At 59.0% G+C, this 26,782-nt stretch carries 26 protein-coding genes and 1 pseudogene; 13 read left to right on the top strand and 14 right to left on the bottom strand.

From position 1 onward, the window contains the following. Positions 1 to 13 precede the first annotated feature (13 nt). The 4 genes from ACTHUY_RS03270 to ACTHUY_RS03255 form a co-directional block, all read right to left on the bottom strand. Positions 14 to 1,036: a glutathione-independent formaldehyde dehydrogenase gene (locus ACTHUY_RS03270; RefSeq protein ID WP_441655563.1), complete on the bottom strand. Its 1,023-nt coding sequence runs from the start codon at positions 1,034 to 1,036 to the stop codon at positions 14 to 16. After that, positions 1,029 to 1,160 (bottom strand): hypothetical protein, encoded by a 132-nt coding sequence (locus ACTHUY_RS03265; RefSeq protein WP_441655564.1) that lies wholly within the window; start codon positions 1,158 to 1,160, stop codon positions 1,029 to 1,031. The genes ACTHUY_RS03270 and ACTHUY_RS03265 overlap by 8 nt, the downstream gene beginning before the upstream one ends. Before the next feature lie 177 nt (positions 1,161 to 1,337). Beyond that, entirely contained in the window at positions 1,338 to 2,303 is a 966-nt protein-coding gene (locus ACTHUY_RS03260) for an ABC transporter substrate-binding protein (RefSeq protein WP_441655565.1), read from the bottom strand. A gap of 172 nt (positions 2,304 to 2,475) precedes the next feature. Continuing rightward, the gene (locus ACTHUY_RS03255; protein WP_441655566.1) at positions 2,476 to 2,946 is read right to left on the bottom strand and encodes a MarR family transcriptional regulator; all 471 of its coding nucleotides are present in this window, start codon (positions 2,944 to 2,946) and stop codon (positions 2,476 to 2,478) included. 343 nt (positions 2,947 to 3,289) lie between these two features. Between ACTHUY_RS03255 and ACTHUY_RS03250 the strand changes: the two genes are divergently transcribed. The 4 genes and pseudogenes from ACTHUY_RS03250 (at position 3,290) to ACTHUY_RS03235 (ending at position 5,883) form a co-directional block, all read left to right on the top strand. After that, on the top strand, positions 3,290 to 3,592 hold the full coding sequence (locus ACTHUY_RS03250) for a putative quinol monooxygenase (protein ID WP_441655567.1): 303 nt from the start codon (positions 3,290 to 3,292) through the stop codon (positions 3,590 to 3,592). Between the two features lie 146 nt (positions 3,593 to 3,738). Further along, positions 3,739 to 4,959 carry a chromate efflux transporter gene (gene chrA / locus ACTHUY_RS03245; protein ID WP_441655568.1) on the top strand — a complete coding sequence of 407 codons (1,221 nt, stop codon included), beginning with the start codon at positions 3,739 to 3,741 and terminating at the stop codon, positions 4,957 to 4,959. A 130-nt stretch (positions 4,960 to 5,089) separates the two neighbouring features. Next, positions 5,090 to 5,494: a hypothetical protein gene (locus tag ACTHUY_RS03240; protein WP_441655569.1), complete on the top strand. Its 405-nt coding sequence runs from the start codon at positions 5,090 to 5,092 to the stop codon at positions 5,492 to 5,494. After that, positions 5,419 to 5,883, top strand: a pseudogene (locus ACTHUY_RS03235) (GTP pyrophosphokinase). The gene ACTHUY_RS03240 and the pseudogene ACTHUY_RS03235 overlap by 76 nt, the downstream one beginning before the upstream one ends. A 105-nt stretch (positions 5,884 to 5,988) precedes the next feature. On the opposite strand, the gene ACTHUY_RS03230 reads toward ACTHUY_RS03235, so the two are convergent. Both ACTHUY_RS03230 and ACTHUY_RS03225 read right to left on the bottom strand, forming a co-directional pair. Further along, on the bottom strand, positions 5,989 to 6,942 hold the full coding sequence (locus tag ACTHUY_RS03230) for an AEC family transporter (protein ID WP_441655570.1): 954 nt from the start codon (positions 6,940 to 6,942) through the stop codon (positions 5,989 to 5,991). 176 nt (positions 6,943 to 7,118) lie between these two features. Beyond that, positions 7,119 to 8,804, bottom strand: a complete 1,686-nt coding sequence (locus ACTHUY_RS03225) for an ABC-F family ATP-binding cassette domain-containing protein (protein ID WP_441675975.1) — start codon at positions 8,802 to 8,804, stop codon at positions 7,119 to 7,121. Between the two features lie 318 nt (positions 8,805 to 9,122). Here ACTHUY_RS03225 and ACTHUY_RS03220 point away from each other — a divergent pair, with 318 nt between their 5' ends. Together ACTHUY_RS03220 and ACTHUY_RS03215 are read left to right on the top strand one after the other, a co-directional pair. Then, positions 9,123 to 9,632: a SixA phosphatase family protein gene (locus ACTHUY_RS03220; protein WP_441655572.1), complete on the top strand. Its 510-nt coding sequence runs from the start codon at positions 9,123 to 9,125 to the stop codon at positions 9,630 to 9,632. A 163-nt stretch (positions 9,633 to 9,795) separates the two neighbouring features. Further along, entirely contained in the window at positions 9,796 to 10,383 is a 588-nt protein-coding gene (locus ACTHUY_RS03215) for a CDP-alcohol phosphatidyltransferase family protein (RefSeq protein WP_441655573.1), read from the top strand. Positions 10,384 to 10,466: 83 nt separating this feature from the next. Here the strand turns inward: ACTHUY_RS03215 and ACTHUY_RS03210 are convergent, their stop codons facing one another. The 5 genes from ACTHUY_RS03210 to ACTHUY_RS03190 all read right to left on the bottom strand — a co-directional run bounded on the left by ACTHUY_RS03210 (position 10,467) and on the right by ACTHUY_RS03190 (position 17,386). Further along, a complete protein-coding gene (locus tag ACTHUY_RS03210) occupies positions 10,467 to 10,829 on the bottom strand; it encodes an META domain-containing protein (RefSeq protein WP_441675973.1) in 363 nt (120 codons plus the stop codon). Between the two features lie 175 nt (positions 10,830 to 11,004). Next, a complete protein-coding gene (mgtE, locus tag ACTHUY_RS03205; protein WP_441655575.1) occupies positions 11,005 to 12,357 on the bottom strand; it encodes a magnesium transporter in 1,353 nt (450 codons plus the stop codon). A 343-nt stretch (positions 12,358 to 12,700) separates the two neighbouring features. Beyond that, on the bottom strand, positions 12,701 to 13,858 hold the full coding sequence (locus ACTHUY_RS03200; RefSeq protein ID WP_441655576.1) for a threonine synthase: 1,158 nt from the start codon (positions 13,856 to 13,858) through the stop codon (positions 12,701 to 12,703). Positions 13,859 to 14,012: 154 nt separating this feature from the next. Beyond that, positions 14,013 to 16,733 carry an MMPL family transporter gene (locus ACTHUY_RS03195; protein WP_441655577.1) on the bottom strand — a complete coding sequence of 907 codons (2,721 nt, stop codon included), beginning with the start codon at positions 16,731 to 16,733 and terminating at the stop codon, positions 14,013 to 14,015. 17 nt (positions 16,734 to 16,750) lie between these two features. Further along, the gene (locus ACTHUY_RS03190; protein ID WP_441655578.1) at positions 16,751 to 17,386 is read right to left on the bottom strand and encodes a TetR/AcrR family transcriptional regulator; all 636 of its coding nucleotides are present in this window, start codon (positions 17,384 to 17,386) and stop codon (positions 16,751 to 16,753) included. Positions 17,387 to 17,689: 303 nt separating this feature from the next. On the opposite strand from ACTHUY_RS03190, the gene ACTHUY_RS03185 reads away from it, so the two are divergent. From ACTHUY_RS03185 to ACTHUY_RS03165, 5 genes are all read left to right on the top strand, one after another. Continuing rightward, positions 17,690 to 18,457 carry a succinate dehydrogenase cytochrome b subunit gene (locus ACTHUY_RS03185; RefSeq protein WP_441655579.1) on the top strand — a complete coding sequence of 256 codons (768 nt, stop codon included), beginning with the start codon at positions 17,690 to 17,692 and terminating at the stop codon, positions 18,455 to 18,457. Positions 18,458 to 18,600: 143 nt separating this feature from the next. Continuing rightward, positions 18,601 to 20,523: a fumarate reductase/succinate dehydrogenase flavoprotein subunit gene (locus ACTHUY_RS03180; RefSeq protein WP_441675981.1), complete on the top strand. Its 1,923-nt coding sequence runs from the start codon at positions 18,601 to 18,603 to the stop codon at positions 20,521 to 20,523. Then, a complete protein-coding gene (locus ACTHUY_RS03175) occupies positions 20,520 to 21,269 on the top strand; it encodes a succinate dehydrogenase/fumarate reductase iron-sulfur subunit (protein WP_441655580.1) in 750 nt (249 codons plus the stop codon). Before ACTHUY_RS03180 ends, ACTHUY_RS03175 begins: the two co-directional genes overlap by 4 nt. A gap of 51 nt (positions 21,270 to 21,320) precedes the next feature. Beyond that, complete coding sequence (locus ACTHUY_RS03170; protein ID WP_441677648.1) at positions 21,321 to 21,485, top strand: hypothetical protein; 165 nt, start codon at positions 21,321 to 21,323, stop codon at positions 21,483 to 21,485. A 178-nt stretch (positions 21,486 to 21,663) separates the two neighbouring features. Continuing rightward, entirely contained in the window at positions 21,664 to 22,338 is a 675-nt protein-coding gene (locus ACTHUY_RS03165; RefSeq protein ID WP_441677646.1) for a DNA alkylation repair protein, read from the top strand. Between the two features lie 194 nt (positions 22,339 to 22,532). Here the strand turns inward: ACTHUY_RS03165 and ACTHUY_RS03160 are convergent, their stop codons facing one another. Beyond that, positions 22,533 to 23,540, bottom strand: a complete 1,008-nt coding sequence (locus ACTHUY_RS03160) for a bile acid:sodium symporter family protein (protein WP_441655583.1) — start codon at positions 23,538 to 23,540, stop codon at positions 22,533 to 22,535. A gap of 375 nt (positions 23,541 to 23,915) precedes the next feature. Here ACTHUY_RS03160 and ACTHUY_RS03155 point away from each other — a divergent pair, with 375 nt between their 5' ends. Further along, positions 23,916 to 24,506, top strand: a complete 591-nt coding sequence (locus tag ACTHUY_RS03155) for a CueP family metal-binding protein (RefSeq protein WP_441655584.1) — start codon at positions 23,916 to 23,918, stop codon at positions 24,504 to 24,506. A 52-nt stretch (positions 24,507 to 24,558) separates the two neighbouring features. Beyond that, entirely contained in the window at positions 24,559 to 25,287 is a 729-nt protein-coding gene (locus tag ACTHUY_RS03150) for a zinc ribbon domain-containing protein (protein ID WP_441655585.1), read from the top strand. Between the two features lie 287 nt (positions 25,288 to 25,574). On the opposite strand, the gene ACTHUY_RS03145 is transcribed toward ACTHUY_RS03150, so the two are convergent. Both ACTHUY_RS03145 and ACTHUY_RS03140 read right to left on the bottom strand, forming a co-directional pair. Beyond that, complete coding sequence (locus tag ACTHUY_RS03145) at positions 25,575 to 26,342, bottom strand: YaaA family protein (RefSeq protein WP_441655586.1); 768 nt, start codon at positions 26,340 to 26,342, stop codon at positions 25,575 to 25,577. A gap of 210 nt (positions 26,343 to 26,552) precedes the next feature. Then, the coding region (locus tag ACTHUY_RS03140) for a hypothetical protein (RefSeq protein WP_441655587.1) at positions 26,553 to 26,782 on the bottom strand (230 nt) is incomplete at its 5' end.

The raw sequence follows: 26,782 nt of genomic DNA, 5'->3' as shown, positions 1-26,782 counted from the left end.
TCCACGTCCCGTGTCAGTCTAAGGAGGAGGTGGGGTCGAGCACCACTTTCGTCCACCCGTCATCGCGGGCGTCGAAGTGTGCGTAGGCGTCCGGGGCGTCGTCGAGCGGGAGATTGTGGGACACGATCCACAAGGGGGTGACCTTATCGGCGGCGATGAGATCGCGAAGGTGCCGCTTATAACGCTTGGCCGGGGCCTGCCCACATCCCATCTGCTGGCCTTTGAACCAGAAATTGCCGAACTCGAACCGCGCTTTCCCCTCCTGAGCAAGCTCATCTGGGGCTCCTGGATCCTCCGGGATAAACACCCCGACGGTGCCGATTCCTCCTGTGAACCGCACGGAGGAGACCAGGGCATTCAAGGTCGCCGCGTTGTCCTCATTGCCCTGGACATCGTGGGCCTGGTAGCAGACACACTCAGCCCCTCGGTCAGCCCCCACACCCTTGGTGTGCTCCATCACCTGTTCGACAGGGTCACCCTTGGAATCATCGATCGCGATGGCCCCGATCTGTTCGGCCAGGCGCAGCCGATCGGGATGACGATCAACGACCATCACCTTCCGGGCTCCCTTGACGGTCGCCGAGAGAGCCGCCATCAGCCCCACCGGGCCGGCTCCATAGATGACGATGCTTTCTCCGGGCGTGAGGCCTGACATCTCCACGGCGTGCCAACCTGTGGGGAAGATATCGGAGAGCATCACGTAGTCGTTCTGCTTCTCATGGGCGTCCTCGGGGAGCCGCAGGCACTGGAAGTCACCCCAGGGCGCCCGCAGGTACTCAGCTTGACCTCCGACCCAGCCGCCCATATAGGCGAACCCATAGGTTCCACCAGCCATGCCCTCCACGTTGCTGGTCAGGCAATAATTGGTCAGTCCGTGCTCGCAGTTGCGGCAGTGTCCGCAGGAGGCGTTGAACGGAACCGACACCATATCGCCGACGGCAACCTTCTGGATCGCGGCACCGACCTCGACCACCTCGCCGACATTCTCATGGCCGAAGACTCTGCCCTGTTCGAAACTGGTGCGACCTTCATACATGTGTAGGTCCGAAGATGTTGGTCGCAGTGATTTTGGCGAGAACGTCGTTGGAGTCCTCGATACGCGCATCGGACACATCGGCGACGTGAACGTCGTGGGGCCCATTGTAGACAAGCGCCTTCATGATGATCTCCTTAGGTAAACAAAACTACTGGTCACGTGGGGTTTTCTTGTCATATGGCCCCAAAAGAATCGACATCGAATTGATCGCGGCACTAAATCATTGCGCGTTGCTACATCCAAGCCATTTTAGAATCGCCTCGAAGCTCAATCAAGATCTGGGACCTGTTTTATGTCGTCATCATCGCTCCAAAATGTCGTAGATGGCAACGTCTTCTGGGCCGATGAGACCGGATTCGATCGTGTCGGACTCTTCATAGAAGTCGATGGTCTGGGTGACGCTGTCAGGCCCCAGGAGTCCCGTTTCGGGGAACACTCCCTGTTGCGAAAGCGACGTGTAGATCTCGGCAAGAGCGTCCGGATCCATGTTCGGGAGGTACTCGTGCGCCATTTCCGCATACGCCTCCGGGTCGGCGTTCACGAGAGCGAATTGCTCATCGAGTGCCTCAAGGAACTGCTGGTGGTACTCGACGTTGTCGTCGAGGAACTGAATGTTGATCACAATTGTCTTGGGCAGCAGCTCGGACTGGGACTCGGAGAGCTCAGCAAGAACGTGAGCGTCGCTATCGACGCCGCGCAGACAGTGCACCCAGTCCTCGGTACGCACGATTGTGCCGTCGATTCGTCCGTTGATCAGTGCCGTGGTCCTGTTTGACGAACCGGAGATCACCAGCCATTCGGGGCTTGCACCGCACTCGTCGCTGATCCAAGACATGAGGTGAGCAGTCGAAGTGGATCCGTCGGAGTGGTAGGCGACCGGCTTACCTTCGAGCTGTGAACACTGGGTAATTTCGGCGGCCGCGACAACAAGGAGATCATTCTTATTATTCGATGCGATCATTCGCAGGTCAGCACCAACAATATTGGCTGACATGACGGTGGCGGGACCCATGGAGGCGAGATTGATGTCGCCAGACAGAAGCGCCTGGGACTGCACGTCGGGGGAGCCGAACTCGATACAGGTCGTGCTCCTCACGTCATATTCCATGGCCTGCAAAGCCATGACAGCCGGCACGTCAGTTGGGCCTATGTCGCCGGGAAAGCCAAGCATCAGTTTGGCGTCGGCATCCACCATGGATCCGCAGGCGGCCGTGATGAGAATCGCGGCAGCCCCAAAACTGAGCGCTATGCGTCGTCGTAAGGACATAGTTTCTCCTAGTTGTGCCGTCATTGGCACGGGGATTTTGCTAGGGGTATTCACGTGTGAGTGCTCCCAATAGGGGAGCGAGGGTACTTCTTATCGGAGTATCTTGATGTTCCCTATGTAGAATTGAGTGGTTTTTCTTCCCCGGCGCTCGTGCCGGGGCACAGCGGATCGGTTACTCGGCAGCGAGTTCCTGAATCTCACCGAGGAGAGTTCGTAACTGAGTAAGGCGCTCGGAGCCAAGGCGGTCCGAGAGCTTCCGATACTCGGCCTGAATCTGGACCGACAGCTCGCGGACATGGTCTCTGCCTTCATCGGTCATCGCAACCAGCACCAAGCGCTGGTCGTTGGGGTTTGGGTTCGCGACTACAAGTCCCTCTTCTGTGAGGGTCTTGATGACGCGGGTGAGGCTTGCTCGCCGGATCACGGCAGCATTGGCCAAGGCGGCAAAGTCCAATGGGGCATGCTCGGCATAAAGAACGCGGAGTACCCGCCACTGGGCTTCGGCTTGTCCTGCTCCGAAAAGGATCGGACGGATTGTTTCCAACATAATTTCGCGGACGCGAAGGAGAGAAAGGGGAACCGTCGAGCTGAGGTCGTCAGCAAGGCTGGTGCCAACTTCTTCAGGCAGTGTCTCGTAAATCATGAGATCTCCTTCGATCCGGTTATGAAGCAAGACATGCATACATGTGAACGTTCACTCGTCAACGAAATTTGATTCGTAAAAGCCCTGGTTGCGGGGCTAACGTCCCGGCTTCCGGCTTGCCTGCCGACCTACGATCGTTCTTTTAGCGCGTTTCGCTACCTGCATTGCCGCTATTTGCTTGACGTGTTGCCTAGTGCTCAGAGCACCGGGCAAGCCCGTCGTGCACGCTATGTCAAAGCTGAATCACGATTGCTCCATGCGTTTGCGGCACGCCATAACGTGTCGCCTCCAGGAATTTCAAATTCCCCGGGCGCTCCGTGCCGGTGTCCGTTAGCCTCGAGATATGACATTTGCGAATGTAGGAACCCTTGGAGCCCTGCCTGGAAAACGCGATGAACTTGTTGCGATCCTGTCACGGCGCAATGATGAGCTGAAAGCCAGCGGTTGCCTCCTGTACGAAGTGGGCGTGAATGAGAGCGCACCGGACACGGTGTTTGTGGTTGAAATATGGGAATCTGCGGAAGACCATCAGGCTTCACTGAGCCTGGAGAGTGTTCAGGCTGCGATTACTGAGGCGCGCCCGATACTGTCGGGTGTCATGGATGGCTTCCGGTTTGACGTCGTGGGCTCACCGCTCCGAAGCTAAACTCTCGACCCGAATCTAAACTTTCCGAGTCCCTTCGTTCCTGCTCAGAAGTCTGTCGCTAACTCGTCGATGGGACACTTCATGGTCTCGATATGGAGGGACGACGTCCTTGACGTGGCGCTATTGGGCCAGCACAGTTAACACTGATGGTTGACGAGCCTGCACCGCGCTCCACCCCTGCCCGATCCGGGAGCGTCTGGGAAGTCTTTTGGGTATTTCTTCGACTGGGGCTTACCTCGTTCGGTGGTCCCGTCGCACATCTCGCATACTTCCGCGAAGCCTTTGTGGAACGCCGGAAATGGCTGACAGATAAGGTTTACGCCGACATTGTTGCCCTGTGCCAGTTCCTCCCGGGACCGGCCTCCAGTCAGGTCGGCATGTCAATTGGCCTTTACCGGGCCGGCTATACGGGGCTGCTAGCCGCGTGGGCGGCGTTCACTCTTCCCTCAGCCATTCTTCTCGTGGCTTTTGCGTATGGAGCTTCGTCGCTCGACGATGCCCTGGGCTATGGCTGGCTGATAGGTCTCAAGGCTGCTGCAGTTGCTGTTGTTGCTTATGCGGTCCTCGGCATGGCGACGAAACTGGCCCCCGATACTAAGCGAGCGACGATTGCGGTCGGAGCGCTTGCGGTCGTGCTTCTTGTCCCCGGCGTGCTCGCTCAGATCCTGGCCATAGTTGCCGCCGGCATCATCGGACTGCTCTGGTTGCCGTCCGAAAAGAACGAACCGGTTGAGCAGGATTCGTTCCGCGTAGGGGTTGGTAAGAAGGTCGCAATCGGAAGTCTCCTGGTATTTGTTGCTCTTCTTATCGGTCTGCCGTTGCTGTCTGCCGCGACGAAGAATGAAGCGGTGGACCTTGCCGACACCTTCTATCGAACCGGTTCCATTGTTTTCGGCGGCGGACACGTTGTTCTTCCGCTATTGGAGGTAGAAACAGTCCAGGCCGGCCTAGTATCGGCCGACTCGTTCCTTGCTGGATACGGTGCCGCGCAGGCTGTTCCCGGTCCGCTCTTTACCTACTCTGCCTACCTGGGAGCCGTCACCACAGCGGGACCCACCGGGATCACGGGCGCAATGATTGCCCTGATTGCGATCTTCCTGCCATCCGCTCTGCTGGTAATCGGAGCCCTTCCGTTCTGGGAGGACCTGCGCCGTAATCGCCTGGCACGAAAGGCCCTCACCGGAATCAACGCGGGCGTCGTGGGTATTCTTGCCGCGGCTCTCTACATGCCGGTGTTTACTTCGGGGATTACTGGAGCAAAGGAACTCGCCCTTGCTGCTGTTGCCTTCGTTGCCCTCCTCTCGTGGAAGGCACCCGCGTGGGCCGTGGTCATCGGCTCCGCACTGATCGGGTGGGTTGTCTTCTAGGGATCGCTCCGTCGATCATCTTGGCCCGTTACCCACCCATGGCAGATATTCGCTTCTGTGGCTCTGTGACGCGTGGGCGTAAACTCCACTCTTTGGGTCTTTTTGTAGCCCGGTGAGCTATCCATGTCCTATGGACCGCCCCGAAAATACTGAAAACCAGCCTGACACTGCCGATTCCGCACCGCTAGCCATTGGAGTGCCCCTTAGCGATGACGCTATGAGGGAGAGGGTGAGTGCAGCCTTCGAGCTGAGAGAAGCTTTTGCTCGGCTTTCACTGGAGTATCAGGCCGGGCTCGATGAGGTGCTGACGAAGATCAATATTCTTAGGGCTGAGTTTGAGCACCTTCATGAATATAGCCCGATCGAACACGTGACGACACGGCTCAAGAGCCCGAAGAGCATTATGAAGAAGATGCGGCGTAAGGGCAATGTCCTCACTCTCGGGAACGTGCGGGAGTCGTGCGAGATATCGCGGGTATTCGGATCGTCTGCAGTTTCATTCAGGACACGTACAAGGTGGCCGAGGCTCTCATGAAGCAGCAGGACGTCAACGTCCTTGAGATCAAGGACTACATTAAGGACAGCTAGCCGAATGGATACCAGAGCCTCCACCTGATCGTAGAGATCCCAGTGTTCCTTTCTCACGAGGTGGATAAGGTCCCGGTCGAGGTTCAGATCAGAACGATTGCCTTGGACTTCTGGGCAAGTCTCGAGCACAAGATCTTCGATACCGAGATTCCCGACTTCCTGCGGGAAGGGCTCCTGGAAGCCACAGAGACCGCGGCGCGCTTGGATCGGCAGATGGAGGAGATTCATACCGAGGTCAGGCAACTCAGGCCGCCTTCACCAAGCAGGAAGTTTTCCGTCGCAGATGACTACATCATTCCAAACGCCGATGACATCGATGAGCTCCTCAAAGAGTAGATGAGCGTTTCCTGCCGAGGACTTCAAAGAGCGACCCGTTTATCCAAATGGATAAGTTGATCATTCCCTCATCACACACAGTGAGCAGCCGGCAGGGAAGTACCCCTAGATCCAGCCGATTGCTCCGAGAACCGCCGTCCATCCCGCCAGCGTGAAGAACGACAGGAGGGTTGACAGCATCATGGATGCGGTTGTGACATCCGCTTCTCCGTAGGGCTCTGCAATTGACGGCATGATCGAAAACGGTGGAAGAGCACAGGTGATAATTACTGCTGCCCGGAGTTCGTTCGGTACATCCGGTAGTCCGATGGCAAGGAATCCCACGAGGAGACCAAAGGCCACCGTTGGCATGATGAGGAGCTTGGATCCGACAATCATGAAGATGTCGGTAAGGGCCCCTTTGATCTGTAGGCCGACCAGCATGCCGCCGACGGTGAAGAGGGCGACGCCCGTTGACGTACCGGCAATCAGGTCCGCGCTACGGTGCAGGAACCCGGGAAGAACGACACCGACCGCGTTGAGTACGAGGGCTGCGATGATCGCAAGAACTAGCGGATGGAGCAGGACCCCGCGGACCGTGGAGATCAGCCGTTCCCTGATCGTGCCGGTGCCGATCGCTTGCTCGGCAAGAAACAGAGTCAGTGGGATCGTCAAGGTGTTGTCGACCAGCATGTCCATGCCGACCGCGGCGCCCGCCCACTCTGGAAGAAGGATGAGAAAAATTGGCAGGCCAATAAACCCGTTGTTGGTGCTCGACATGCCCATGCCCAGGAAAGCCCGCCTGGCGGGGGTCCGTTTTTTGGCGGCCGAGTACCCGAAGGCGATCCCGAACATGATGAGAACCGCCCCGGCGTACGTGAGCAGATACGTTACTTGGAAAATGTCGCTCGCGGGTTTGCCGTAGATGTTAAGAAAGATGAGGAGTGGCAGGGCGACTTTGACAACAAAGCGCGACAAGACCGGCATGTCGTCTCGGCTGAACGGGCCGAATCGGACGAAGCCATAGCCCACACCGACAACGAGGAAGATCGGGACGATCGCAGTCACGATGTTGTTCAACGCCACTCCAATCCGCACAATTGATCACAGCCGGATGTGAACGCCCGGCGAGCACTTATCCACTGTAGACCGCGAGCGCCCTAAAAGCCCGGCTTGCTGGTTGTTGCACCGGCGGTGGGATCCGGAAATTGTTCGTTACTTCGGGACCCTACCGAGGAGGAGATTGCCACGGCCCGCTAGGTTCCCCTGATTCCCAAATCGGTGCTGTGCATATCCCCACCAGGAGCGCTGCCCATAGCCCCAGCCTCGACACTGTTATCGGCTCCGATGTCGAGAGTGTCCCATCCTGCCACGTCCCGGATCAGCTTCCGGTCGTGGCTCGACAGAACGAGTCCGGTGGGAGTATCGAGAAGGGCCTCGGTCAGCTCATCGACAAGGGCGATCGATAGATGGTTCGTTGGTTCGTCGAGAACGAGAATCCCCAGATCGGCGGAGAGGATGAGCGCTAGATGAAGCCGGCGTTGCTGGCCCACGGACAGGTGCCCGACTCGCTTGCTTTCTTCACCGGGGCTCAATAGGCCAAGCCCTCGAAGCGGGATTGCGGACTTGAGCTTTCCGGTGGACTCGAGGGAAGCCAGATTTGAATCGTATAGATCGGCGGCCCTCCTACCCGCGGGTAGTCGCGTCTCCTGAGGGAGGAATCCGATTCTTCCCACCCGAGATACGGAACCGGTGCTGGGATCCAGGTGGCCGACGAGAACGGAAACAAGCGTGGACTTTCCAGACCCGTTTGTTCCCGTGACGAGCAGGCGAGTACCTCTCGCTGCCTCCACAGACGCCGGTCCATTCAATCGACCGGCGTCGCTCACGCCCTGCGCCGAGATTCGAACGATCCGCGGTGAGCGCAGGCGGGGGAAGCCCAGGGGAACAGGTGGTTCCGGGATCGAAAGCTCGTGTGCCTCAAGGAGTGCCTGCCTGCGTTTCACCGCGGTGACAGCACTTGAGGCTCTCGTTGCTCTCATATGCTTATCGGTTCCCTTCACCGGCCGCCAATTGTCGACCAGCCGTCCCTGAGCTGTCGCAAGATCATTTTCTAAGCGTTCCCGCTCTACTTCTTGGACTGCATATTCCTGCTCCCACCGTGCCAGCTCGGCGCGATGACCGAGACGGTACTCGTCGTAGCCGCCGAAAACACGGGGCTTACCATCGCTTGTCGGATCCAGGTCAACAAACGATGTCGCCACATCCGCGAGAAGTGCTCGATCGTGGCTGACGAGAACGATCCCGCCACGCCAACTCTTCAGCTTTTCCGTCAGGAAGTCGATTCCGCTCCGGTCTAGATGATTTGTTGGCTCGTCGAGGATCAGGAAGTCCGAATCCCCGCCCACGAGGCAGGCGAGGCGGACGCGGTAGCGTTGCCCCACCGACATGGTGGCCAGCGCCCGGTTGTGATCGGTTTCTGCCCCGAGTGCGGCAAGAGCGACATCGACTCGACGTTCGGCGCCCCACGCGTCGAGCAGTTCCGCTCGTTCAAGCGCGCGTTCGTATGCCTCGAAAGCAGATGGATCCCCGCCCGCCATCGCATCACCGGCCCGATCGAGGTCAGCAAGTGCTGTGATCGATGGGGCAATGATTTGGCTTACGAGGTCGCCGACTGTTTGCCCATCATCGGGGTGCATTTCCTGCTCGGATAATCCAATGCTTCCGTGCCGGGATACTGTTCCGGTGTCCGGGGCAAGATCTCCTGCGAGGACTCGTAAGAGTGTGGTTTTGCCGCGTCCGTTCTCACCGACAAGGGCGATCCTGGATCCGGGGGAGACAGAGAGGTTTATACCGGAGAGAACAGTCTTGTCTCCCAGGACAACTCCGACGTCTGTCAGGGTAATTGTGGCGCGCGAATGCGCCGGAAAAACGGTAGTCATGTCAAGCTTCCTTCAACCTCACACACGCGTGAATACGGCCTGCATGATTGGCAGGCGCTGTCAGGGTGTGCAAGAACCGTGACCGCAGGCGGTCACGGCAACGTGGTCGTCATGCTCGGAGCAGACTCAACGAGCTGAGAGGACCGGTGCGTCCGTTACATGAAGAAATGATGAAGCATGCTGGAAGAGTAACACGTGTGCAATGGCTGAACGAGGGAGTATCGGTCGTTCGTGACGATAACAGTCGTGCAGTTGTTAAGTGATAACTCTTAGACCGTTGTCCGATCAGGGTAATCTTGCGGCTGGTACTCTCACGCTATGCGGACACTTATTGTTTTGCGCCACGCAAAGTCTTCGTGGGATACAGGGGCTGCGGATCATGAGCGGCCGCTCAACAACCGTGGCATGCGCCAGGGTTACGCAGCGGGGGAGTATCTCCTGGAGAACCATCGCCCGATTGACCGTGTTCTCTGTTCGACGTCGACCAGGACTCGGCAGACCCTGGAGAGGGTCATGGAGGTCGGGATAGATCCGGCTGAGGTCACTTTTCATAGTGAGATTTACGAAGCCGATGTCGCGGATATTCTTCCCGTGCTGAGATCGGTTCCCGATGACAATGACTGTGTTCTTTTCATTGGGCATTTCCCAGGGGTCGAAGACCTTGTGGAATATCTCGATACTTCCCTTGAATCGAGGCAAGCCGCGGTCCTGCTCATTGAAGGGGGTTTCGTCACGAGTGGGATCGCGGTCCTCACAATCGATACCTCGTGGGCGGAGCTCAGAGAAGGAAGCGGGAAGCTGATCGATTTCGTGCCAGCGGGACGATAGGGCACGGGCGGTAGGGCATACGGCCCTACGGACCCGCTGATACTTTGCCGTATTGATCTGTGTAGGGCGCACCTTGCAACTACACACGGGTGGGCCGATTTCACCTTTCTGAGTGCAGGGCCGGGAACACCTTCTCGATAGGATGAGCTAACGATACGAGAAAGTGGACCTGACGATGGAGCCGAAGCTGACCCGGGATGATTGGCTGACAGTACCGAACATCATTACCGTGATTCGACTGCTCCTGCTGGTTCCCATTGCCTACCTGCTGGTGTTCGACATGGCACCGGTCATGACCGCGATCCTGCTGGTCATTTTTGGTGCAACCGACTGGATCGACGGCTATATTGCCCGCAGATTCAATCAGGTCAGTCGGGTGGGTGAAGTGCTCGATCCGATTGCGGACAGGCTTGGAGTCGCTGTTATCGCGATCTTCCTCGTTGTCGGTCATCACCTTCCCGACTGGATTGCCTACTGCATTGTCGTCACCGACCTTGCCCTGGCAACCATCTACCTCATCTTCAAAGCAAAGCATCGCCCAAAAGTCAGCTATCTCGGTAAGATCCGTACGGCGGTTCTCATGGCGGGGTTACCGCTCACCGTGTTTGGCAGGATCCAGGAACTGGACTTCATTGGCACCATCGGAATCGGACTCACCGCCCTCGGGGCTATCCTCCACGCCGTCACCGGAGCGACATATGCGTGGGAGATCTATCGGGTCAGCAAACAGAACCGAGAGATCGAAAGCTAAACTCTCGAGGCCCGTAGCCTATCTCTCCACGCCGGCTATCTCGCTGGAAGACACCGTCAGATCTGCGGAGCAACCGCCAAGTCCTACTTGTGAAGGGTGCCGATAGGTTCCCCCGACTCATCGAAAATCGACATCTCGTTCCCGTTAACCCTTGCCGAGGTCATGTGGGAAAGCCAGGTGTCGACGCCTTCGCAGAACATGAGAGTGGAAAAGATGCGGCTGAACTCAATCGTGTCGGCGTCCTGAGCCCACTCACCACCCAGGTGATTGCAACCGTCATTCCCAGTCACGGAACCATTGCTCTCCAGGACGAGGAAGGCATTCTCGTTATCGGTCGCCTTCCAGGTGCCCACGGCGGTGTTCTCTGCCGAACACCCACCCACCATCACGCAAAGCACGCCCGTGGCAATAGTGAGCAGTCGCAGACGACGAGCCAGAAACATCATGTGGCTCCTCTCGTGATAGGCACCGGTGCCTTCCTGCACCGACTCCGATCGGCCCATGAGGCAAACTTCTGACTCCGATTCTCTCACGGTGGGAGCAGGGTGCGGCCAGGGAAGTGAGATCTCGGTGCCGCGGTCCTAATGTTCCGACGTGTCTTTATTCCTAGATTCCGAATTCCTAGATTCCGAGGACGGCTTTGGCAATCAGGAAATAGACGATGAGCCCGGTCGCGTCGACAAAGGTTGTGATGAAGGGATTGGAGAACACGGCGGGGTCGACGTTGAGGCGCTTCGCGATAAGAGGCATGATGCCACCGATGCTTGCCGCTACCGTACACACGGCGAGCAACGTGAGTCCGATTGTCAGCCCTATCGGTGCCCCAAAGATAGCGCCCGTGATGAGTGCACCAATGAGCCCGAGAAGCGTCCCAAGCGTGAACCCGGCTGCGCACTCGCGGAGAAGAACTCGAAGTAGGTCCGAGGTGCGAACGTCACCGAGTGCGATTGCGCGAGTCACGGTTGTGGCGGCCTGGTTGCCGGTGTTTCCGCCGGTACCGATCAGAAGCGGAACGAACAGGGCGAGGACGGTGACTTGCTCGAGCGTGGCTTCAAAGGCTGAGAGGACCTGAACGGTCAGCGTGGCACCAATTGCTAGAACGAGAAGCCACACAATCCTTGAGCGAACAAGTTGCAGTACCGGTGTTGATAGGTATGGCCGTCCAAGCGGTTCCATCCCGCCCTGGCGCGCGCTGTCCACCGAATCTTCGTGCTCAATGATTCGTCCAGCATCGTCGACCGTGAGAATCCCGAGGAGGCGACACTCCCGATCCACAATGGGCAGTGCCAGCAGCCGTAGTTCAATGCAGATTCTGGCTGCGTCTTCCGCTGAATCATAGGCGCTCGCAACCTCAGATTTTGACATGATGTCCCCGATGACGGCATGGGAATCTGCCGCGAGAAGCTGCCGCAAACTAATAATCCCGACAACACGTCTCGCATTGTCGACGACGGGGATCGTGTAGATCGTCTCAGCATCCCCAAGACGTTTCTGGATCCTCGACAGCGTGTCAGCGGCCGTGTATGTCGCCCGGGTCGAGACCACCTGCGGGGACATGCGGCGACCAATCGATCCTTTCGGGTAGCCAAGAAGATCGGTGGTGAGGCGGCGTTGCGCACCGGTCAGCCCTGTCAGCAGTCGTGTTGCAAGACTTGCCGGGAGCTCATCGAGAAGCAGCGCTCGATCATCCGGATCAAGGCCCGCAAAAATCTCGGAGACATCCCGGTTCCGCAATCCTTGAATGAGCCCGGACTGTTGCTTGGGGCTCAGAATGTCAAAAACTGCCGAAGCGCGGTCCTTGGGGAGCAGGCGAAATAGCACGGGCTGCTGAGCAGCGGGAAGTCGTTCAAGAATATCGGCTGTCTGGGCGGGGCTTGCCGGGTTGATGCGGTCGACGACCGAGGCGAATTTACCTCCGGATAGCTCGGGCTGAATCGCCTCGATAATGGTGGTGACGTCAACGATCTGGCTCATGGTGGTCCTTAGGTAAAGCGGAGCCATCCCACGGTGGGGCACGGCTCAATTTCACCACGCCCTCAGGTGCCTAAAGATACGGTGACAAAGGTCGACCGGGAGTCGGCAGGGAGGACGTGGTCCTTAATCGATGACGGGAACTGTCACTGTTCACGGCCCTCACCTCACTCTCAACGGTCGGATATGGCGCGTATGCGCGGTCTCTACTATACCCTGACTGCAGGCCCCAGCCCATCGCTCACGTCACACGTGTCCCAGCTACGGTGAAGGATTGCTCGACTGCCGGGAGGAAGCGTTATCTTGTTGCATTGCAGAACGTCACGTACTTGCACCGCGCAAGAAGCTAGGACGCCGCTCCCGGTTGGTTGTGCTCGCGGACGTCGCTAATGAGTTCGCTCACTTTGTTTGCGGCCTTGAGTCCAGAACCGGTGAGGAGAACAACGGTGGTTTCCGACTTGGCGATATGGCCGCGCTTCAAGAGTATGTCGAGGGCCGCGGCTGCTGTTGCGCTTGTGGGCTCAACAAACAGGCCCGCGGATACGAGCCTTTCGAGAGCCACCGCAATGTCCTGTTCGGGAACAGCGACCGAGGATCCGCCGGAGTCACGCAGCGCCGCCAAGATCTGGACCATCCTCAAGGGTTTCTTAATTGCCGTGCCTTCCGCAATCGTAGGAAGCACCTTCCGGTTCGGTACGTGGCCCGAATGCGCTGTGAAGGAGGCGTCGACGGGGGAGCAGTTGAGTGGCTGGGCCGCAAATAGCCGCGGAATGTGGGAGATCATCCCGGCGTGGAACAGCTCGGTGAACCCCAGCCAGCATCCGAGCAGGCTACTCCCGGCACCGACCGGAACAATGATCGAATCGGGTGCGGAGAACCCGAGATCCTCCCATATCTCGTAGGCCAGTGTCTTCGTTCCTTGCAGGAAGAAGGCCTGCCAGTTGTGACTCGCGTAGAACGTCTTATCCGAGTGGGCGATGGCAGCATCTTGGGACGCTTCCCTCGGTCCGTCAACCAGTTCAACGTTTGCGGCGTAGGAACGCATCTGGGTGATCTTTGAAGGCGAGGTGCTTGACGGGGCAAAGATCGTGACATCCATGCCACCGGCAGCCCCGTAGCCAGCTACCGACGATCCACCGTTGCCGGAAGAGTCTTCGAGAACCTCGGTCATGCCGCGCTCCCGAAGGTAGGACAGCATGACGCTCGTGCCACGGTCCTTGAAGCTGCCCGTGGGGTTCAGGAAATCGAGCTTGAAGAGTGGCCGGAGAGCGCCCCAGTCCTTATCGATCAGGGGAGTGAGTCCCTCGCCGAGCGTAATTGGGTGCTGAACCGGTACGGGCAATGCGGCCGAGTACCGCCACAGCGTTGGTACGGACGTGTCGATGTCTTCGGGAGTGAGACCCGAGCCTGGTTCAATCCAGAGCGGCCGACCGGTCTCCGATCGCCATCGCGGCTCGTCGAGGCTGTATCGGGATCCATCTACCGTGTCGACATAGTGGGGCATGGTCTTATCGTAAACGGCAATCACCTGCTGAAAATGGACACTCGACTATCACGCAAACAAGAAAGCCACGTATGAGAATTTGTGGCAAGAAGAAACTCCCCCGCCACGAACCAATGGTCCATGTGCGGGGGAGTGACTCAGCTAGTCGCGGTGGTTATTGGTCCTCAGCGGGCCGAGCGTGCTTGCCGTGACCGGCAGGTTCGTTCGAGGAATCCGCAGGAACCGAACCGTTATTGGCAACTGCGACCGTGTCGGAGTTTGTTGCCGAGCCCGCCGAAGCGGAGCCCTGCGGGGCTTCCGCGAAGGTCGTCTCGTCCTGGATAGAGGAACCCTCCACGTCGACGCTCGGCAGGATCTTGTCGAGCCAGGCCGGGATCCACCAGGCCCTCTCGCCAAGGATCGTCATGGCAGCCGGCACGAGTGCCATGCGGACGACAAAGGCGTCGAGGAGAATACCGATGGCAAGGCCGAAGCCGATCGGACGGATCATCGACATACCGGAGAAGATGAAGCCAGCGAACACGGAGAACATGATGAGTGCCGCCGCGACAACAACTGCGCGTCCGGCGTAGAGACCGTCAACAACGGCCTTCTTGGCGGGCCTGCCGTGTGCCCAGGACTCTCTCATGCCGGTGGTGAGGAACAGCTGGTAGTCCATTGCAAGGCCGAACAGGATGCCGACTATGAGTGTCGGGAGGAACGACAGGACCGGGCCGGGGTTGTGGACCCCGAAGATCTCACCGAACCAGCCCCACTGGAAGATCGCAACAACGGCACCCATGGCGGCAAGAACCGAGAACAGGAAGCCAACCGTGGCGAGCAGCGGGACAAGGATCGAACGAAACACGATGACGAGCAAGATGAACGAGATGAGGATGACAACGCCGAGGTAGATCGGCAGTGCCTCGCCGAGGTTCTCCGAGACATCGATCTGCATGGCTGTCTGGCCCGTGACCTCGACAGCGACCTCACTGTCACCAACGGTGATCGGAGACATGTCGCGAATATCGTGGACCAGGTCCTCCGTCTCAGCATCCGACGGGCCGGTGGTGCCAATGACCTGGAAGATCGCGAGAGTGCCATCCTCCGAAGTGCCACCCGGGAGGACCGAAACGATCTCCTCGTGGGCGTAGAGCTCCTGGCCAACCGTCGTGATGATCTCCTGGGAGGCGGCCTCGTCGAGGCCGTCTGGCAGGTCGGCTGCCACGATGTGGGGGCCGTTGCGACCGGGGCCGAAGGCCTCGGAGGTGATCATGTGGCTTTCGTAGGCATCTGTTCCCGGATCCTCATTCGAACCGTCGGGAAGGCCGAGCCTCATCGAGAAGAACGGGATCGCGAGGATGCCAAGGAGAATGATGGAACCGACGGTGGTGAGCCACGGGTGGCGGGCCGGTGCCGGGGTCTGCTTTTTACCGTTCGAGGTCTCGAGCGGAACGATGTGGTCCAGGGCCTCGGCTTCCGCACGCTGCTTCTTGGGAAGCACCCGGTACCCGAGGAAGTGAAGCATCGCCGGGGTCAACGTGATCGTCAGGAGAACGGCGACAAGCACTGCCAGGGCAGCGACGTTGCCGAGAATGCCAAGGAACGGAATGCCAACAACGTTGAGAGCGACGAGAGCGATGATCACCGTCATGCCGGCGAACACAACGGCGTTACCGGACGTGCCCACGGCCAGGCCGATCGACTCGTCAACGGAGTAACCGCGCCGCAGTTGCGTACGGTGCCGGTTGACGACGAACAAGGTGTAGTCGATGCCGACGGCGAGGCCCAGCATGACGCCCAGAATTGGGGACACCTGGTGCATCTCGATGACGCCAGCAAGGGCCTGGGTGACCATGACGGTGATGCCAACACCAATGAGTGCGGTCATGAGCGGTAGCGCTGCCGTGAGGAGGCTCCGGAGCATGACGTACAGGACGATCGCGGCAACGAGAAGGCCGACGATCTCGGCGGCACCAACGATGTTCGACAGGTCGGTCGCAATGGACTGGGAATAGTAGGCCTCAACATTGTCCGACAGATTGTTGCTGATGGCGTCCTTCAAACCGGTCGTGGTTTCCGCCGGGACGGTCATACCCGACCCATCAAACGTCACGGTAGCGATTGCGGCCGTGCCATCGTCCGACACCACCGTGTAGTCACCCATGATGTCAAGGAGAGCTCGTGCGTTCTCGAGCTCGGCAAAACCAGCATCGAGCTGTTCCTGGCCGGCTGCGGCCTCAGCCCGAGCAGTATCAAGCGTGGCCTGCTGGGTGTCGATCTCGGCCTGGGCGGCATCAAGCTCAGCGACCTGCGCCTCGAGAGCCTCCACCTGTGCGGCGACGTCAGCGGGAAGCTGATCGACAGGCACGTCGGGAAGCTGGGCCATGGCTTCGTCGAGCTGTGCCCGACCAGCATCCAACTCCTCCTGGGCGGCGTCGAGCTGTGCCTGACCGGCCTCGAGCTCTTCAAGCCCAGCATCGAGTTCTTCCTGGCCAGCGACGAGTGCGTCATAGCCGGCGGTTGCCTCCTCGACTCCGGTAGCCATCTCCTCCTGGACCGTGAACGGATCAAGGACGGACGACACTCCGTCAACGCTGCCACCAGCTTCAAGAGCGGATGAGATCTCCGCGATCTCTTCGTCGTTTAAAGGCTCACCGTCGGATGACGTGAACGTGATTGTTCCGCTTCCCTTCGCGGCCTCGGGAAGCTCCTCGGCCAGGCGATCGGCGAGATCCTGGCTCCGGGTGCCCGGAATGGTCAGGGCAGATGAGTACTGGCCGCCGGCGAACGTTCCAAGCAGGATCGCACCGACGAGAAGGACAACCCAGATCGCAACAACGATCGGGGCGTGGGCGGCACTCGAGCGGCCGAGCCGCTGGAGGAGTTTAGCCATGAAGGGGGCCTTTCGGACTAGATGGCTGAGTCGGCCCGCAGAGCAACGGGTCCGATACGGACAAGTTCAAGAGCGCGATGATGGAGGGAGTTCCATTCCTCGCGGGAGCCCTTATGCTCCTCGGACATATTCACCCAGAGGGCCTGGGCGGTTTGGATTGCCGAGATGATCGTGTGGGAAAGCAGGTGAGCATCCACGTCACTGACATTGGGAACGGCGTGGCGGACCGCGTCTGCAAGGACATTGGCAGCCCGCTCGATAATCTGGCTTGCCCACGCGAGAGTCCCTGACCTGCGAGCATCGGTCGAGATCACGGCCGAGATGTGCTCCAAGATCTCGTACGACTCGTCAAGGAGCACGGTGCGCTGGAGATAGCTGATCAGGTCGTCGGCCGAACCGGTCGACTCTCCGATGTTGCTAGCGCGTTCGAACAGGCCCTCAAGACACTGGGACAGGTACGCGTAGACAGCATCATCCGCGGAATGAAAGTGGTTAAAGATCGAGCGACGCGAAGTCCCGGCCCGCTCCGCCAAATCAACAGCGGTGAAGTTTCCGATCCCTCGGGTGCTCGCGAGCTCGCCGGCAGCATCGATAATTGCCTGCCGGTTCCTCTCCTTGACTGATTCGGTATTCCGAATCTTTCTATTAAGCACCAGACAAGAGTACGAAGTGATTTGCACTAAGTGCAATTACTGATGGTGTTAGATCCTTCACCCGTCATCTTCCTGAGCGGGAAACCGTTGGTGGGTTGCGATGTGGAGGTTCCCCGGGATACTGCACATTCTTTCGCGAGGTCTTGGTGGAATGGTCGGATTATCCAGGGTGTCCGGTTCCCTTCGAAAGTCCCAGAGTGTGGACAATATCCCTTCTTACAATGGGGATAGATCGTCCTCACGTCGTGAGGCACGGCTGTGAGAGAGGCATAGATGGCTCAGGAAACAGTAAAGAAACCCCCGGTGCGAACCCTGCCGCGTGAAGGCAGAGTAACCGGCGCGGATGACATTTTGCTTGAGAGGGGTCGTATCGGCAAGGCCGGTGGCCGTATCGAGAGAGTGCGCCCGAGCAACTGGAGCCTTAAGGTAACCGCTGCAATGACCGGCGTGCTTCTTGCCCTCTTTGTCACGATCCACATGGTCGGCAACCTCAAGGTGTACTCGGGTCCGGAGAGCTTCAATGCCTATGCGCACTGGCTCCGTGTCGTTGGCGATCCGCTCCTGCCGGAGATGGGTCTGCTGTGGATCGTTCGGATCGTCATGGGAGCCGCACTGATCCTTCACATCTGGTCGACCCTGCTGATGAGGTATCGGGGATTCGAACTCCGGGGAGGCGGATCGAAGGCAAGGCTCCACGGCGGCTCCTTCATTTCCCGCCTCATGCTGACCACCGGGCTGATCCTCATGGTTTTTGTGGTCTTCCACATCCTTGACCTGACAACCGGTCAAGCGAATAGCGATTTCCAGGCGCCAACTGCCACCGAGTCCTTCGCGTACGAGAACCTCATCAATTCGTTCAGCAACCCGCTGTTTGCCAGCATCTACATGGTTTCGATGGTGGCCCTCGCTTTCCATCTCGTCCACGGCCTGTGGGTTCTTGCAACCGACCTGGGTGTGACAGCCCTGCGAACGCGCACCGTATGGAAGGCAGTAGCTCACCTGCTTGCCCTCGTGGTCGCCCTCGTCAACCTGTCCATTCCCGCCGCCGTTTTGATGGGAGTCGTGTCATGAAGTTCGGATGGAAGAAAAAGACGCCAGCAGCATCTCCGACAGGTCAGGCACGACACTCCGCAGGAACTCCAGCAAATGGCGTGGGGAAGGAACGGTTAAGCCTTGCATCCCGCAGGAAGGGCGCACCAAAGGTTAGGCAGGGAATGCTCCTCGATTCGCGCGAACCGGGCGGACCGGCCGATGAAGCGTGGTCCCGCGCCAAGAAGGATTACCGCCTAGTCGGTACCTCAAACCGTCGGAAGTTCACGATTATTGTTGTTGGAACGGGCCTGGCCGGTGCGGGATCCGCGGCGACGCTCGCCGACCTGGGCTACAACGTTATTTCCGTGACCTACCACGATGCTCCGCGGCGGGCGCACTCCGTGGCCGCCCAGGGAGGTATCAACGCCGCGCGCGCCAAGAAGGTCGATAACGACTCCGTCAGCAGATTCGTTAAAGACACAGTCAAGGGTGGTGACTTCCGGGGCCGCGAGCGCGAGGCCTTCCGACTTGCCGAAGTATCCGCTGGCGTGATTGACCACTTGAATGCGATTGGCGTTCCGTTCGCTCGCGAGTACGGCGGTTCACTGAATACTCGTTCGTTTGGTGGCGTGCAGGTGTCCCGCACCTATTACACTCGCGGTCAAACGGGCCAGCAGTTGCAGGTGGCTGCGGCGTCGGATCTTGCCAGGCAGGTGAATGCCGGTCGGGTGAAGCAGTATGTGCGTCACGAAATGGTTGACCTCGTTGTGGAAGACGGTCGGGCTCAGGGCGTGATTGTCCGGAACCTGCTCACGGGTGAGCTGAAGACGCTTCTTGGTCACGCGGTTGTTTTGGCGACCGGCGGCTACGGCAACATCTATTACCGGTCGACTCTTGCAAAGAACTCGAATGCGTCGGCCGCGTGGCGGGCGCACCGCCGCGGTGCCCACATGGCGATGCCGTCGTTTATTCAGTTCCATCCGACTGCTCTGCCGATTTCGACGGAGTGGCAGTCAAAGACAATTCTTATGTCTGAGTCGCTGCGTAACGATGGTCGGATCTGGGTTCCGAAGGAACCGGGTGATTCCCGCCCCGCCAACGACATTCCGGAAGGGGAGCGCGACTACTATTTGGAACGGAAGTATCCGGCCTTCGGTAACCTCACGCCCCGCGATGTTGCTTCACGTGCCGCGAAGGACGTGATTGACGCCGGTCACGGCGTTGGTCCGTTGAAGAACTCGGTGTACCTGGACTTTAGGGATGCGATTGCGCGCCTCGGTAGGGATGAGATTGCCGCCAGGTACGGGAATCTCTTCCACATGTATGACGATGCGACAGGTGAGGACCCGTACACGGTTCCCATGAGGATTGCTCCGGGCGCCCATTTCACCATGGGAGGGCTCTGGACCGACTACCAGCTCATGACGTCGATCCCCGGGCTGTTTGCTGCCGGTGAGGCAGGCTTTGGTTACCACGGCGCTAACCGGCTGGGAGCGAACTCCCTCCTGTCGGCCTGTGTCGATGGCTGGTTCACGATTCCGAACACGGTTCCTGATTATCTGGCAGGTCATCTCGGCAAACCCGTCATCTCCGAAGATGGCCCGGCGGTCACCGAGGCACTGGAGTCGTCATATTCGCGGTTTGACCGGCTCCTTGCCATCGATGGTCAGACCCCGCCACGCGACTACCACCGCAGGCTTGGTGAGGTTCTCTATGAAGGATGCGGGGTGACGAGAAGCGCCGAGGGTCTCATCGCGGCTATCGCAAAGATCCGTCAGATCCGTTCCGAGTTTTATGAGGACCTGCTTATTGCTGGCCCTGTCGACCGGGTCAACCAGGAGCTCGAATACGCGGGTCGGGTGGAGGACTATCTCCAGCTTGCCGAGATGCTCTGCGTTGACGCCTACGACCGCGATGAGTCGTGCGGAGCGCACTTTAGGGTGGAGCACCAGACGAGTGGCGGCGAGGCGAAGCGTGACGACGAGAACTGGGCAAAGATCTCCGCGTGGGAAAGCCACGGATGGTCCGATGAGCCGGTGTTTACGAGACATACGGAGCCGCTCGAATACGAAGCTGTTCCGCTCGAGGTGAGGGATTACCGATGAAACTGACAGTGAAAGTATGGCGCCAAGGCACCCCGGCCGATGATGGCAGGTTCGAAACGCGCACGGTGAATGACCTTGAGCCGTCTCTTTCCGTCCTGGAAATGCTGGACAAGATGAACGACGACATCGTCAAGGAGGGCGGCGATCCCGTCACCTTCGAGTCGGACTGTCGTGAAGGCATCTGCGGTGCCTGCGGAATCCTGGTTAACAGAAGACCGCATGGCCCGACCCCGCGTACCCCCGCCTGCCACCAGCGGCTGTCCTCGTTTAACGACGGTGAGACGGTCACCATTGAACCGTTCCGCTCCGGGGCTTACCCCGTCGTCAAGGACCTCATGGTCGAACGTAGCGCGCTCGTGGACGTTATGTATGCTGGGGGCCACGTCCAGGTCGCTGCTGGCACGGCACCCGATGCCGATACGGACCGAATCACGTACGACACGGCAGAACTGGCACTCGATTTCGCCGCCTGTATCGGTTGCGGTGCCTGCGTGGCGGCCTGCCCCAACGGTTCTGCGAACCTGTACCTCGGTGCAAAGCTTGCCCATCTGTCCATGCTTCCCATTCCCGCCTCCGAGCGAGGAATGAGAGCCGATGTCATGCTGGAGGAAGCGGATGAGCACTTTGGTCCGTGCTCTCTCCACGGCGAATGTGCGCTGGTGTGTCCTGCCAATATTCCGCTTGTGGCTATCTCCTACGTCAATAAGGAGCGAATGAGGTGCGCACTGAGAGGAAAGAATGATTAACTGAAGTTCCTGGTGGCGATTGTGGTTGCGTCACGAGGGGGAGTTAGGCCGGTGCGTAGGACAGTGATCCTGCGCACCGGCCTCCTTCTTAACCAGAGACTGTTCGGGCTCGAACACTTCTTCGAATATCCGAGCGCCCTGCTGGAACCAGACGATGTTGCTCTGGAACTGGTTGATGATGAGCATGTCGCCGCGAGTCGAACGTCCTTGGCGTAGGCACCTCCCAGGAGTGGCCATCCGTGGGAAGCAGTCGCTGTCACCGCCCCAAGATATGAGCTTAGGTGCTTTCGCGAGCGTATCTCCCGGCAGTAGAGTGGCCGAGGAAGATGCGTCGCCCTCTCTATGCTCGCTTGGCCAGAGAAGACAAGAATCGGTGTTGCTAGTGGAGGAGCGAATGGGTAAAGATACGGTCGGTCAGGTCCTTGCGGAACTCAAGGCGCTCGAGGATCCAAAAATCCTCGCAGTCAATGCTCGGCACGGTGATAATCATGCGGTCAACCTGACGAAGCTAAGAGGCATAGCCAAGAGACTGAAGAAGCAACCCGACTTGGCGCGAGAACTGTGGGCCACGGGTGACAGCGCGGCACGGCTCGTTGCGATTCTCGTGACCCGACCTAAGGAATACTCGGCCACTGAATACGATGAGATGCTTCGGGATGCTCGAACCCCGAAGGTGCGAGACTGGCTTCTCAACTACCTCATCAAGAAATCCCCGCATGCTGAAGAGCTCCGACTCCGCTGGTTCGAGGATAGCGACGTCGAGGTTGCCGCCGCCTACTGGGACCTGACCGCGGAACGGGTGGTGAAGAAACCCGAGGGTCTCGATCTCGATACGCTCCTCGACCTCATTGAGAGCGAGATGGGAGAGGCGGCCGAGCGGCTCCAGTGGACGATGAACACGTGCCTCGCCCAGATTGGCATCCACCATCCTGATTTCAGGGGGAGAGCCGTCGAGATAGGCGAACGCCTTGAAGTCCTCAAGGACTATCCGACACCCCCGAACTGCACATCTCCCTACGCCCCGATCTGGATTAACGGGATCGTCAGCAGGCAGGAAGCCAAAGCCTGACCTCAAGCAGATCGACCCACACCCCATTAAAGGACCTGAAAACCAACGGCGCATCTGAAAGTTCTGGCTCATTAGAGTTGGGCAATTGGACGCTATTCGAATGACTGTTGGTAACAAAGACTGCAGGCAAGATTGAGGCGGGACCGGTCGGTCCCGCCTCAAGCGATGAAGACGTCAGTGACGCTAATGTGCGGCTAGCGCTCTACCTGGGAGTTCGCTTCCGTGATTGCGGCATCGGTCGATGCGGTGGCTCCCGTGTCCTTTGTGGGGCGTGCCCGGTAAAAGAGGGAAAGGAGGCCGCCGGAGATGTTGTGCCAGACAGAGAACACCGCGGCCGGCAGGGCCGACACGGGATCGAAGTACTGGCCAGCGAGGGTAGCTGCAAGACCGGAGTTCTGCATGCCGACCTCAACCGACATGGTGCGGGAGACGCGTTCGCTTCTCTTGAAGAGCTTGCCTGCACCGTAACCCAGCAAGTATCCAAGCCCGTTGTGGAGAACAACGACAAGGAGAACCAGCAGGCCCGCCTCAACAATGGAATCAGCGGAGCGTGACACGACTGCGATAACGACATAGGTGATGCCGAGGACGGAAACCCAAGGGAGGATCGGAAGGATCTTTGCGATCCACCTGCCCGCGAGCCAGCGAACAACAAGACCGCCGATAACGGGGACGAGAACCATCTTGACGATCGACATCGCCATGTCCGAAGCGGAGACCGGCAGGTAGTTATCGGCCAGCCACAGCGTTAGAACCGGGGTGATGAGTGGGGCAAGCAGGGTCGAGATCGAGGTCATTGTGACGGACAGCGCCACATCGCCCTTCGATAGGTAGGTGATGACATTCGAACTGGTGCCACCCGGCGCGCATCCGACAAGAATGACGCCTACGGCAATCGTGGGATCAAGGTTGAAGACCCACGTCAGTGTCACGGCGATCAGCGGCATGATGACGTACTGGGCAATAAGGCCGAGCAGGACCGGGAGCGGGTGACGGAACACCATCGCAAAGTCCGGGACGGTGAGCGTGAGTCCCATGCCAAACATGATGATGCCAAGAGCAATGCTCGTGTGCCCCGTCCACGGCATTGCCGCTTCCGGCGCGAGGAACGCGAAAAGGAAGCCCGCAATAATAATGATCGGGAAGACCGTCACCGCGAGCTTCGATGAACGATCCTCAGATGTCTGTGCATTCTTGTCCATGACTTCAGTCTTCGACTATTCCCAGTATCGGTCCAGCAAGTGGACTTCTCATCTCATCTTGTGGTCTCTTCAGCGGGGTATCGTGGCTAAAATCATGGGTTGAAAGGATGAACATGCTCCAACCCGGTCGTGTTACTCCAGGTTAACTGCGCGTCCTTGACTGCCTGTTTCGTATTCGAACGGGTGGTGTCGAACGGCCTTGGTGCGTCCACGTGCGGTCGAGTAGGCCGCCGGTCAGCGAGATCTCTCGCGCTCTCTGCATTGATAAGCGTGGCAGGAGAAAGCCGCAAGCCCCTCGTTCGGAATTCCGCCACAAATATCCCAAACCGGGACTTATGGGCCAGATGTAATGAATTCGGTATTTACAATGTGTTCATGAAGAAAACGTTTGCCCTTCTTGCCCTTCTTGCCCTCGTGCCGTTTGCGTTGGTCGGCTGCTCCTCCGAGGATGACGCGCTGGAGTCGGATCCCCAGGTTCTCGAACAGGCCGGAGGTCTTTCCATGGAATCGCTGGGGGCCATGGACGGGGTTGACATGGTCGACTACCTCGATCGGCTACCGAAGGCGGATCGGCCGCAGACCATCATCGCGTCCGTTCGCGCTAACGAGGTGCTCCTTGCCGACGCTGAGTCCGGTGACGAGAAGCTCGTTGACCTGCCGGATGATCAGTTCTATCTGTCCTTTGCGCCATACGTTTCACAGACGCACGACTGCTTCTACCATTCGCTGACGACCTGCGTCGGTGAGATCCAGAACGAGGACGTTGACGTCCAGATCGTCAGCTCTGACGGTGAGGTTCTCGTCGATGAAACGATGACGATGTACGACAACGGTTTCGTCGGAGTCTGGCTCCCCGCGGACATCGAGGCAACCCTGACTGTCGAGTATGATGGGAAGACCGGCACGGCCGAGATTGCCACGGGAGAGCAGGACCCCACCTGCCTCACGACGCTCCAAGTTTCGTAAGCGTGCCAGGGGCTTCGCCAACGACGGCGGGCCAGGCGACGGAGGGACGTTTATGAAGGCATCGGCCGAAGACCAGAACCTGCTCATCGACCTCTCCTCAATCGATGGGGACCTGCAAAGGCTCCGTCACAAGCTTGCCAACCTCCCGGTCTATGCCGAACTCACTGACGCCGAACACGCGCTCAAGGAGCACCGCAGCGCAGCGGCGGCGCGAGCTGCCCGAAAGGAACCCATCGAGGCCACCATTGCGGAGGCCGAAACCAAGGTGGAGCAACTAACAGCCGCGATCACGCGGAAGCAATCCCAGCTCGACTCTGGTGAAGGAATGGATTCGCGTCAGCTCATGGTCCTCCAGGGCGAAATCGACGGCTTCAAGGAATCCCGCGACGACGTTGAAATGAGCCAGCTAGAAGCAATGGAACAGCTGGAAGCAATCGAAGCCGACACCGCATCCGACAAAGCAGAAGACGAACGACTCGACGGGGCGCGCCTCGCACTCGTAAAGCGCAAGGATGACGAAGTGGCCGGGGTTGAGTCGGAAATCGCAGGGGTGCAGGAAAACCGTAGCGCCCTAACCTCCCGCATAGCACCCCCGCTCGTTGAGGCCTACGAAGAATCCCGCATGCTGTCCGGAACCGGCGTGGTGATCATGCGGACCGACGGAACGGTTGACGGTGGGCTCGACCTATCCCTTATTGAGATTGAACAAATCAAAGCCATGGCTGCCGACGAGGTCTACCTGACCGAAGACACCGGTGCAGTGGTGGTCCGCCAGGGGTAATGCGGGTCGGAGTGCGTCGGCTTTAACCGGATTGCCCCGCAATCTTCGATCTACCCGCAGTTTTATTGCAGGAGTGGGTAGAGGTGGCGTGCCGGAATGATGGCACTGCCGGTATGTCGTCACGGGCTACTTGTTTTCACGAGCTGTTTGTCGTTTCGTGCAGCAATTGCCAACCCCGCTGGGTGGCCGATTCAGAAACCGAACCGGGGATTGTCGAGGCCTCTTTCTTACCGAAAGCTAGGTGGATCTGTCGTTGCGGGAACTACGTTGCCTTGTTGTTGCCCGGACTAGGCGGCCTGCTCGCGGTCAACGACCGTGAGCGTGAGATTGCGGCCGGTTCCGCTGAGCTCGATAGCGTCGATCTCTGGCTGTTCGCTGCCGAGATGTGCGAGATCGTCGGCCGTCGTCGGCACCGCCTGTGCGGTGAGTGCAAGCCTGGTAAAAAGACCCCGGTAGTACTTGGCGTTATGGGTGATGACCTTACGGATGCCATCCGTCTCTCGAACTGCACCAATCTTGACGTGAGTGGCGGAATCGGGGATCGACCATCCCGCGTAATCAGAGGATCGAGCGTCGATGACGAGCTGACCGTCGGCCCGCTCATCGAGGTGATGCCAGAGTTTTCGCCAGCGGGCCTTTGGGGTGCCGGCCGGAAGCTTCACTCCCATCTTCAACCGATACCTGGGGATGAGGTCCGTGGGGGAGGTGGCTCCGAACAGTCCCGAGAAGATCAGGACAGAATCGCCTGCCCTTGCCAACTCTTCCTCGCTGAGGCTCGAGAATTCTGCGGCCTGGTAGAGGACGCCGGTGTAAACCTCGTGGGCGGGTGCGCAGGGGAGCGAAGATAGGTGCTGCTGATCTTCCACCTCGCCGCGAACCGTTGCCCCAACACCGAGGACGTCGAGAGCATTATCGCCCGCGCTCACCGTTTCGAGTTCTCTCACGAGCTCGTGACGGAGGTCGGTGAAGGGCTGGATGCTGAGCGAATCGAGGTCGAGAGCAGGCCCAATAGTGGGAGCTGTCTTCCCCTCGGAGGGTGGTAGGGCGATAAGCACCCCACCAGTCTAGTAATCGGTTCGAACTAGTGGGCCCGCAACCACTGTGAGATAGAGAAAGCCAAGGATGTGGAGAAGCTGGTTGCCAACACGGCATCCTCGGGTGAATCGCACGCGCTACGGTGCCCGGAATTAAGCGAGACGCAGGGCTGTCGCCCGCGAATGGGAGCGGGCGACAGCGGATAGCGGGATGGTATCGATGGGCAGTCCCTAGGCGTGGGGTACGACGACGGCTCGGCCGGAAAGCTCGCCGTTGACGAGCGCGGTGTAGGCGTCGATGGCCTGATCCATGTTGTACGGCGTGTACTGCGACTTGATCTTGCCCAGCTTGAACAGGGCAACAACCTCGTGCAGATCCTCGCTCGTTCCCCAGTATGTTGAGGTCAGATCAACCTCGTAGGGCGAGGTGTAGAAGCTCCACTCGTAGGGATGACCGGCGA

Origin of the sequence: Flaviflexus sp. (assembly GCF_052087705.1) — a bacterium.
Lineage (GTDB): Bacteria > Actinomycetota > Actinomycetes > Actinomycetales > Actinomycetaceae > Flaviflexus > Flaviflexus ciconiae.
Note: the sequence above shows the minus strand (reverse complement) of the source record. Positions and strands in the feature narration are given on the sequence as shown.

Bases quoted from the DNA above. Each gene is read 5' to 3' on its own strand.
- ACTHUY_RS03270 (WP_441655563.1), bottom strand. From the start codon at position 1,036: ATGTATGAAGGTCGCACCAGTTTCGAACAGGGCAGAGTCTTCGGCCAT.
- ACTHUY_RS03265 (WP_441655564.1), bottom strand. From the start codon at position 1,160: ATGAAGGCGCTTGTCTACAATGGGCCCCACGACGTTCACGTCGCCGAT.
- ACTHUY_RS03260 (WP_441655565.1), bottom strand. From the start codon at position 2,303: ATGTCCTTACGACGACGCATAGCGCTCAGTTTTGGGGCTGCCGCGATT.
- ACTHUY_RS03255 (WP_441655566.1), bottom strand. From the start codon at position 2,946: ATGATTTACGAGACACTGCCTGAAGAAGTTGGCACCAGCCTTGCTGAC.
- ACTHUY_RS03250 (WP_441655567.1), top strand. From the start codon at position 3,290: ATGACATTTGCGAATGTAGGAACCCTTGGAGCCCTGCCTGGAAAACGC.
- chrA (WP_441655568.1), top strand. From the start codon at position 3,739: ATGGTTGACGAGCCTGCACCGCGCTCCACCCCTGCCCGATCCGGGAGC.
- ACTHUY_RS03240 (WP_441655569.1), top strand. From the start codon at position 5,090: ATGGACCGCCCCGAAAATACTGAAAACCAGCCTGACACTGCCGATTCC.
- ACTHUY_RS03225 (WP_441675975.1), bottom strand. From the start codon at position 8,804: ATGACTACCGTTTTTCCGGCGCATTCGCGCGCCACAATTACCCTGACA.
- ACTHUY_RS03220 (WP_441655572.1), top strand. From the start codon at position 9,123: ATGCGGACACTTATTGTTTTGCGCCACGCAAAGTCTTCGTGGGATACA.
- ACTHUY_RS03210 (WP_441675973.1), bottom strand. From the start codon at position 10,829: ATGATGTTTCTGGCTCGTCGTCTGCGACTGCTCACTATTGCCACGGGC.
- mgtE (WP_441655575.1), bottom strand. From the start codon at position 12,357: ATGAGCCAGATCGTTGACGTCACCACCATTATCGAGGCGATTCAGCCC.
- ACTHUY_RS03200 (WP_441655576.1), bottom strand. From the start codon at position 13,858: ATGCCCCACTATGTCGACACGGTAGATGGATCCCGATACAGCCTCGAC.
- ACTHUY_RS03195 (WP_441655577.1), bottom strand. From the start codon at position 16,733: ATGGCTAAACTCCTCCAGCGGCTCGGCCGCTCGAGTGCCGCCCACGCC.
- ACTHUY_RS03180 (WP_441675981.1), top strand. From the start codon at position 18,601: ATGCTCCTCGATTCGCGCGAACCGGGCGGACCGGCCGATGAAGCGTGG.
- ACTHUY_RS03175 (WP_441655580.1), top strand. From the start codon at position 20,520: ATGAAACTGACAGTGAAAGTATGGCGCCAAGGCACCCCGGCCGATGAT.
- ACTHUY_RS03165 (WP_441677646.1), top strand. From the start codon at position 21,664: ATGGGTAAAGATACGGTCGGTCAGGTCCTTGCGGAACTCAAGGCGCTC.
- ACTHUY_RS03160 (WP_441655583.1), bottom strand. From the start codon at position 23,540: ATGGACAAGAATGCACAGACATCTGAGGATCGTTCATCGAAGCTCGCG.
- ACTHUY_RS03155 (WP_441655584.1), top strand. From the start codon at position 23,916: ATGAAGAAAACGTTTGCCCTTCTTGCCCTTCTTGCCCTCGTGCCGTTT.
- ACTHUY_RS03150 (WP_441655585.1), top strand. From the start codon at position 24,559: ATGAAGGCATCGGCCGAAGACCAGAACCTGCTCATCGACCTCTCCTCA.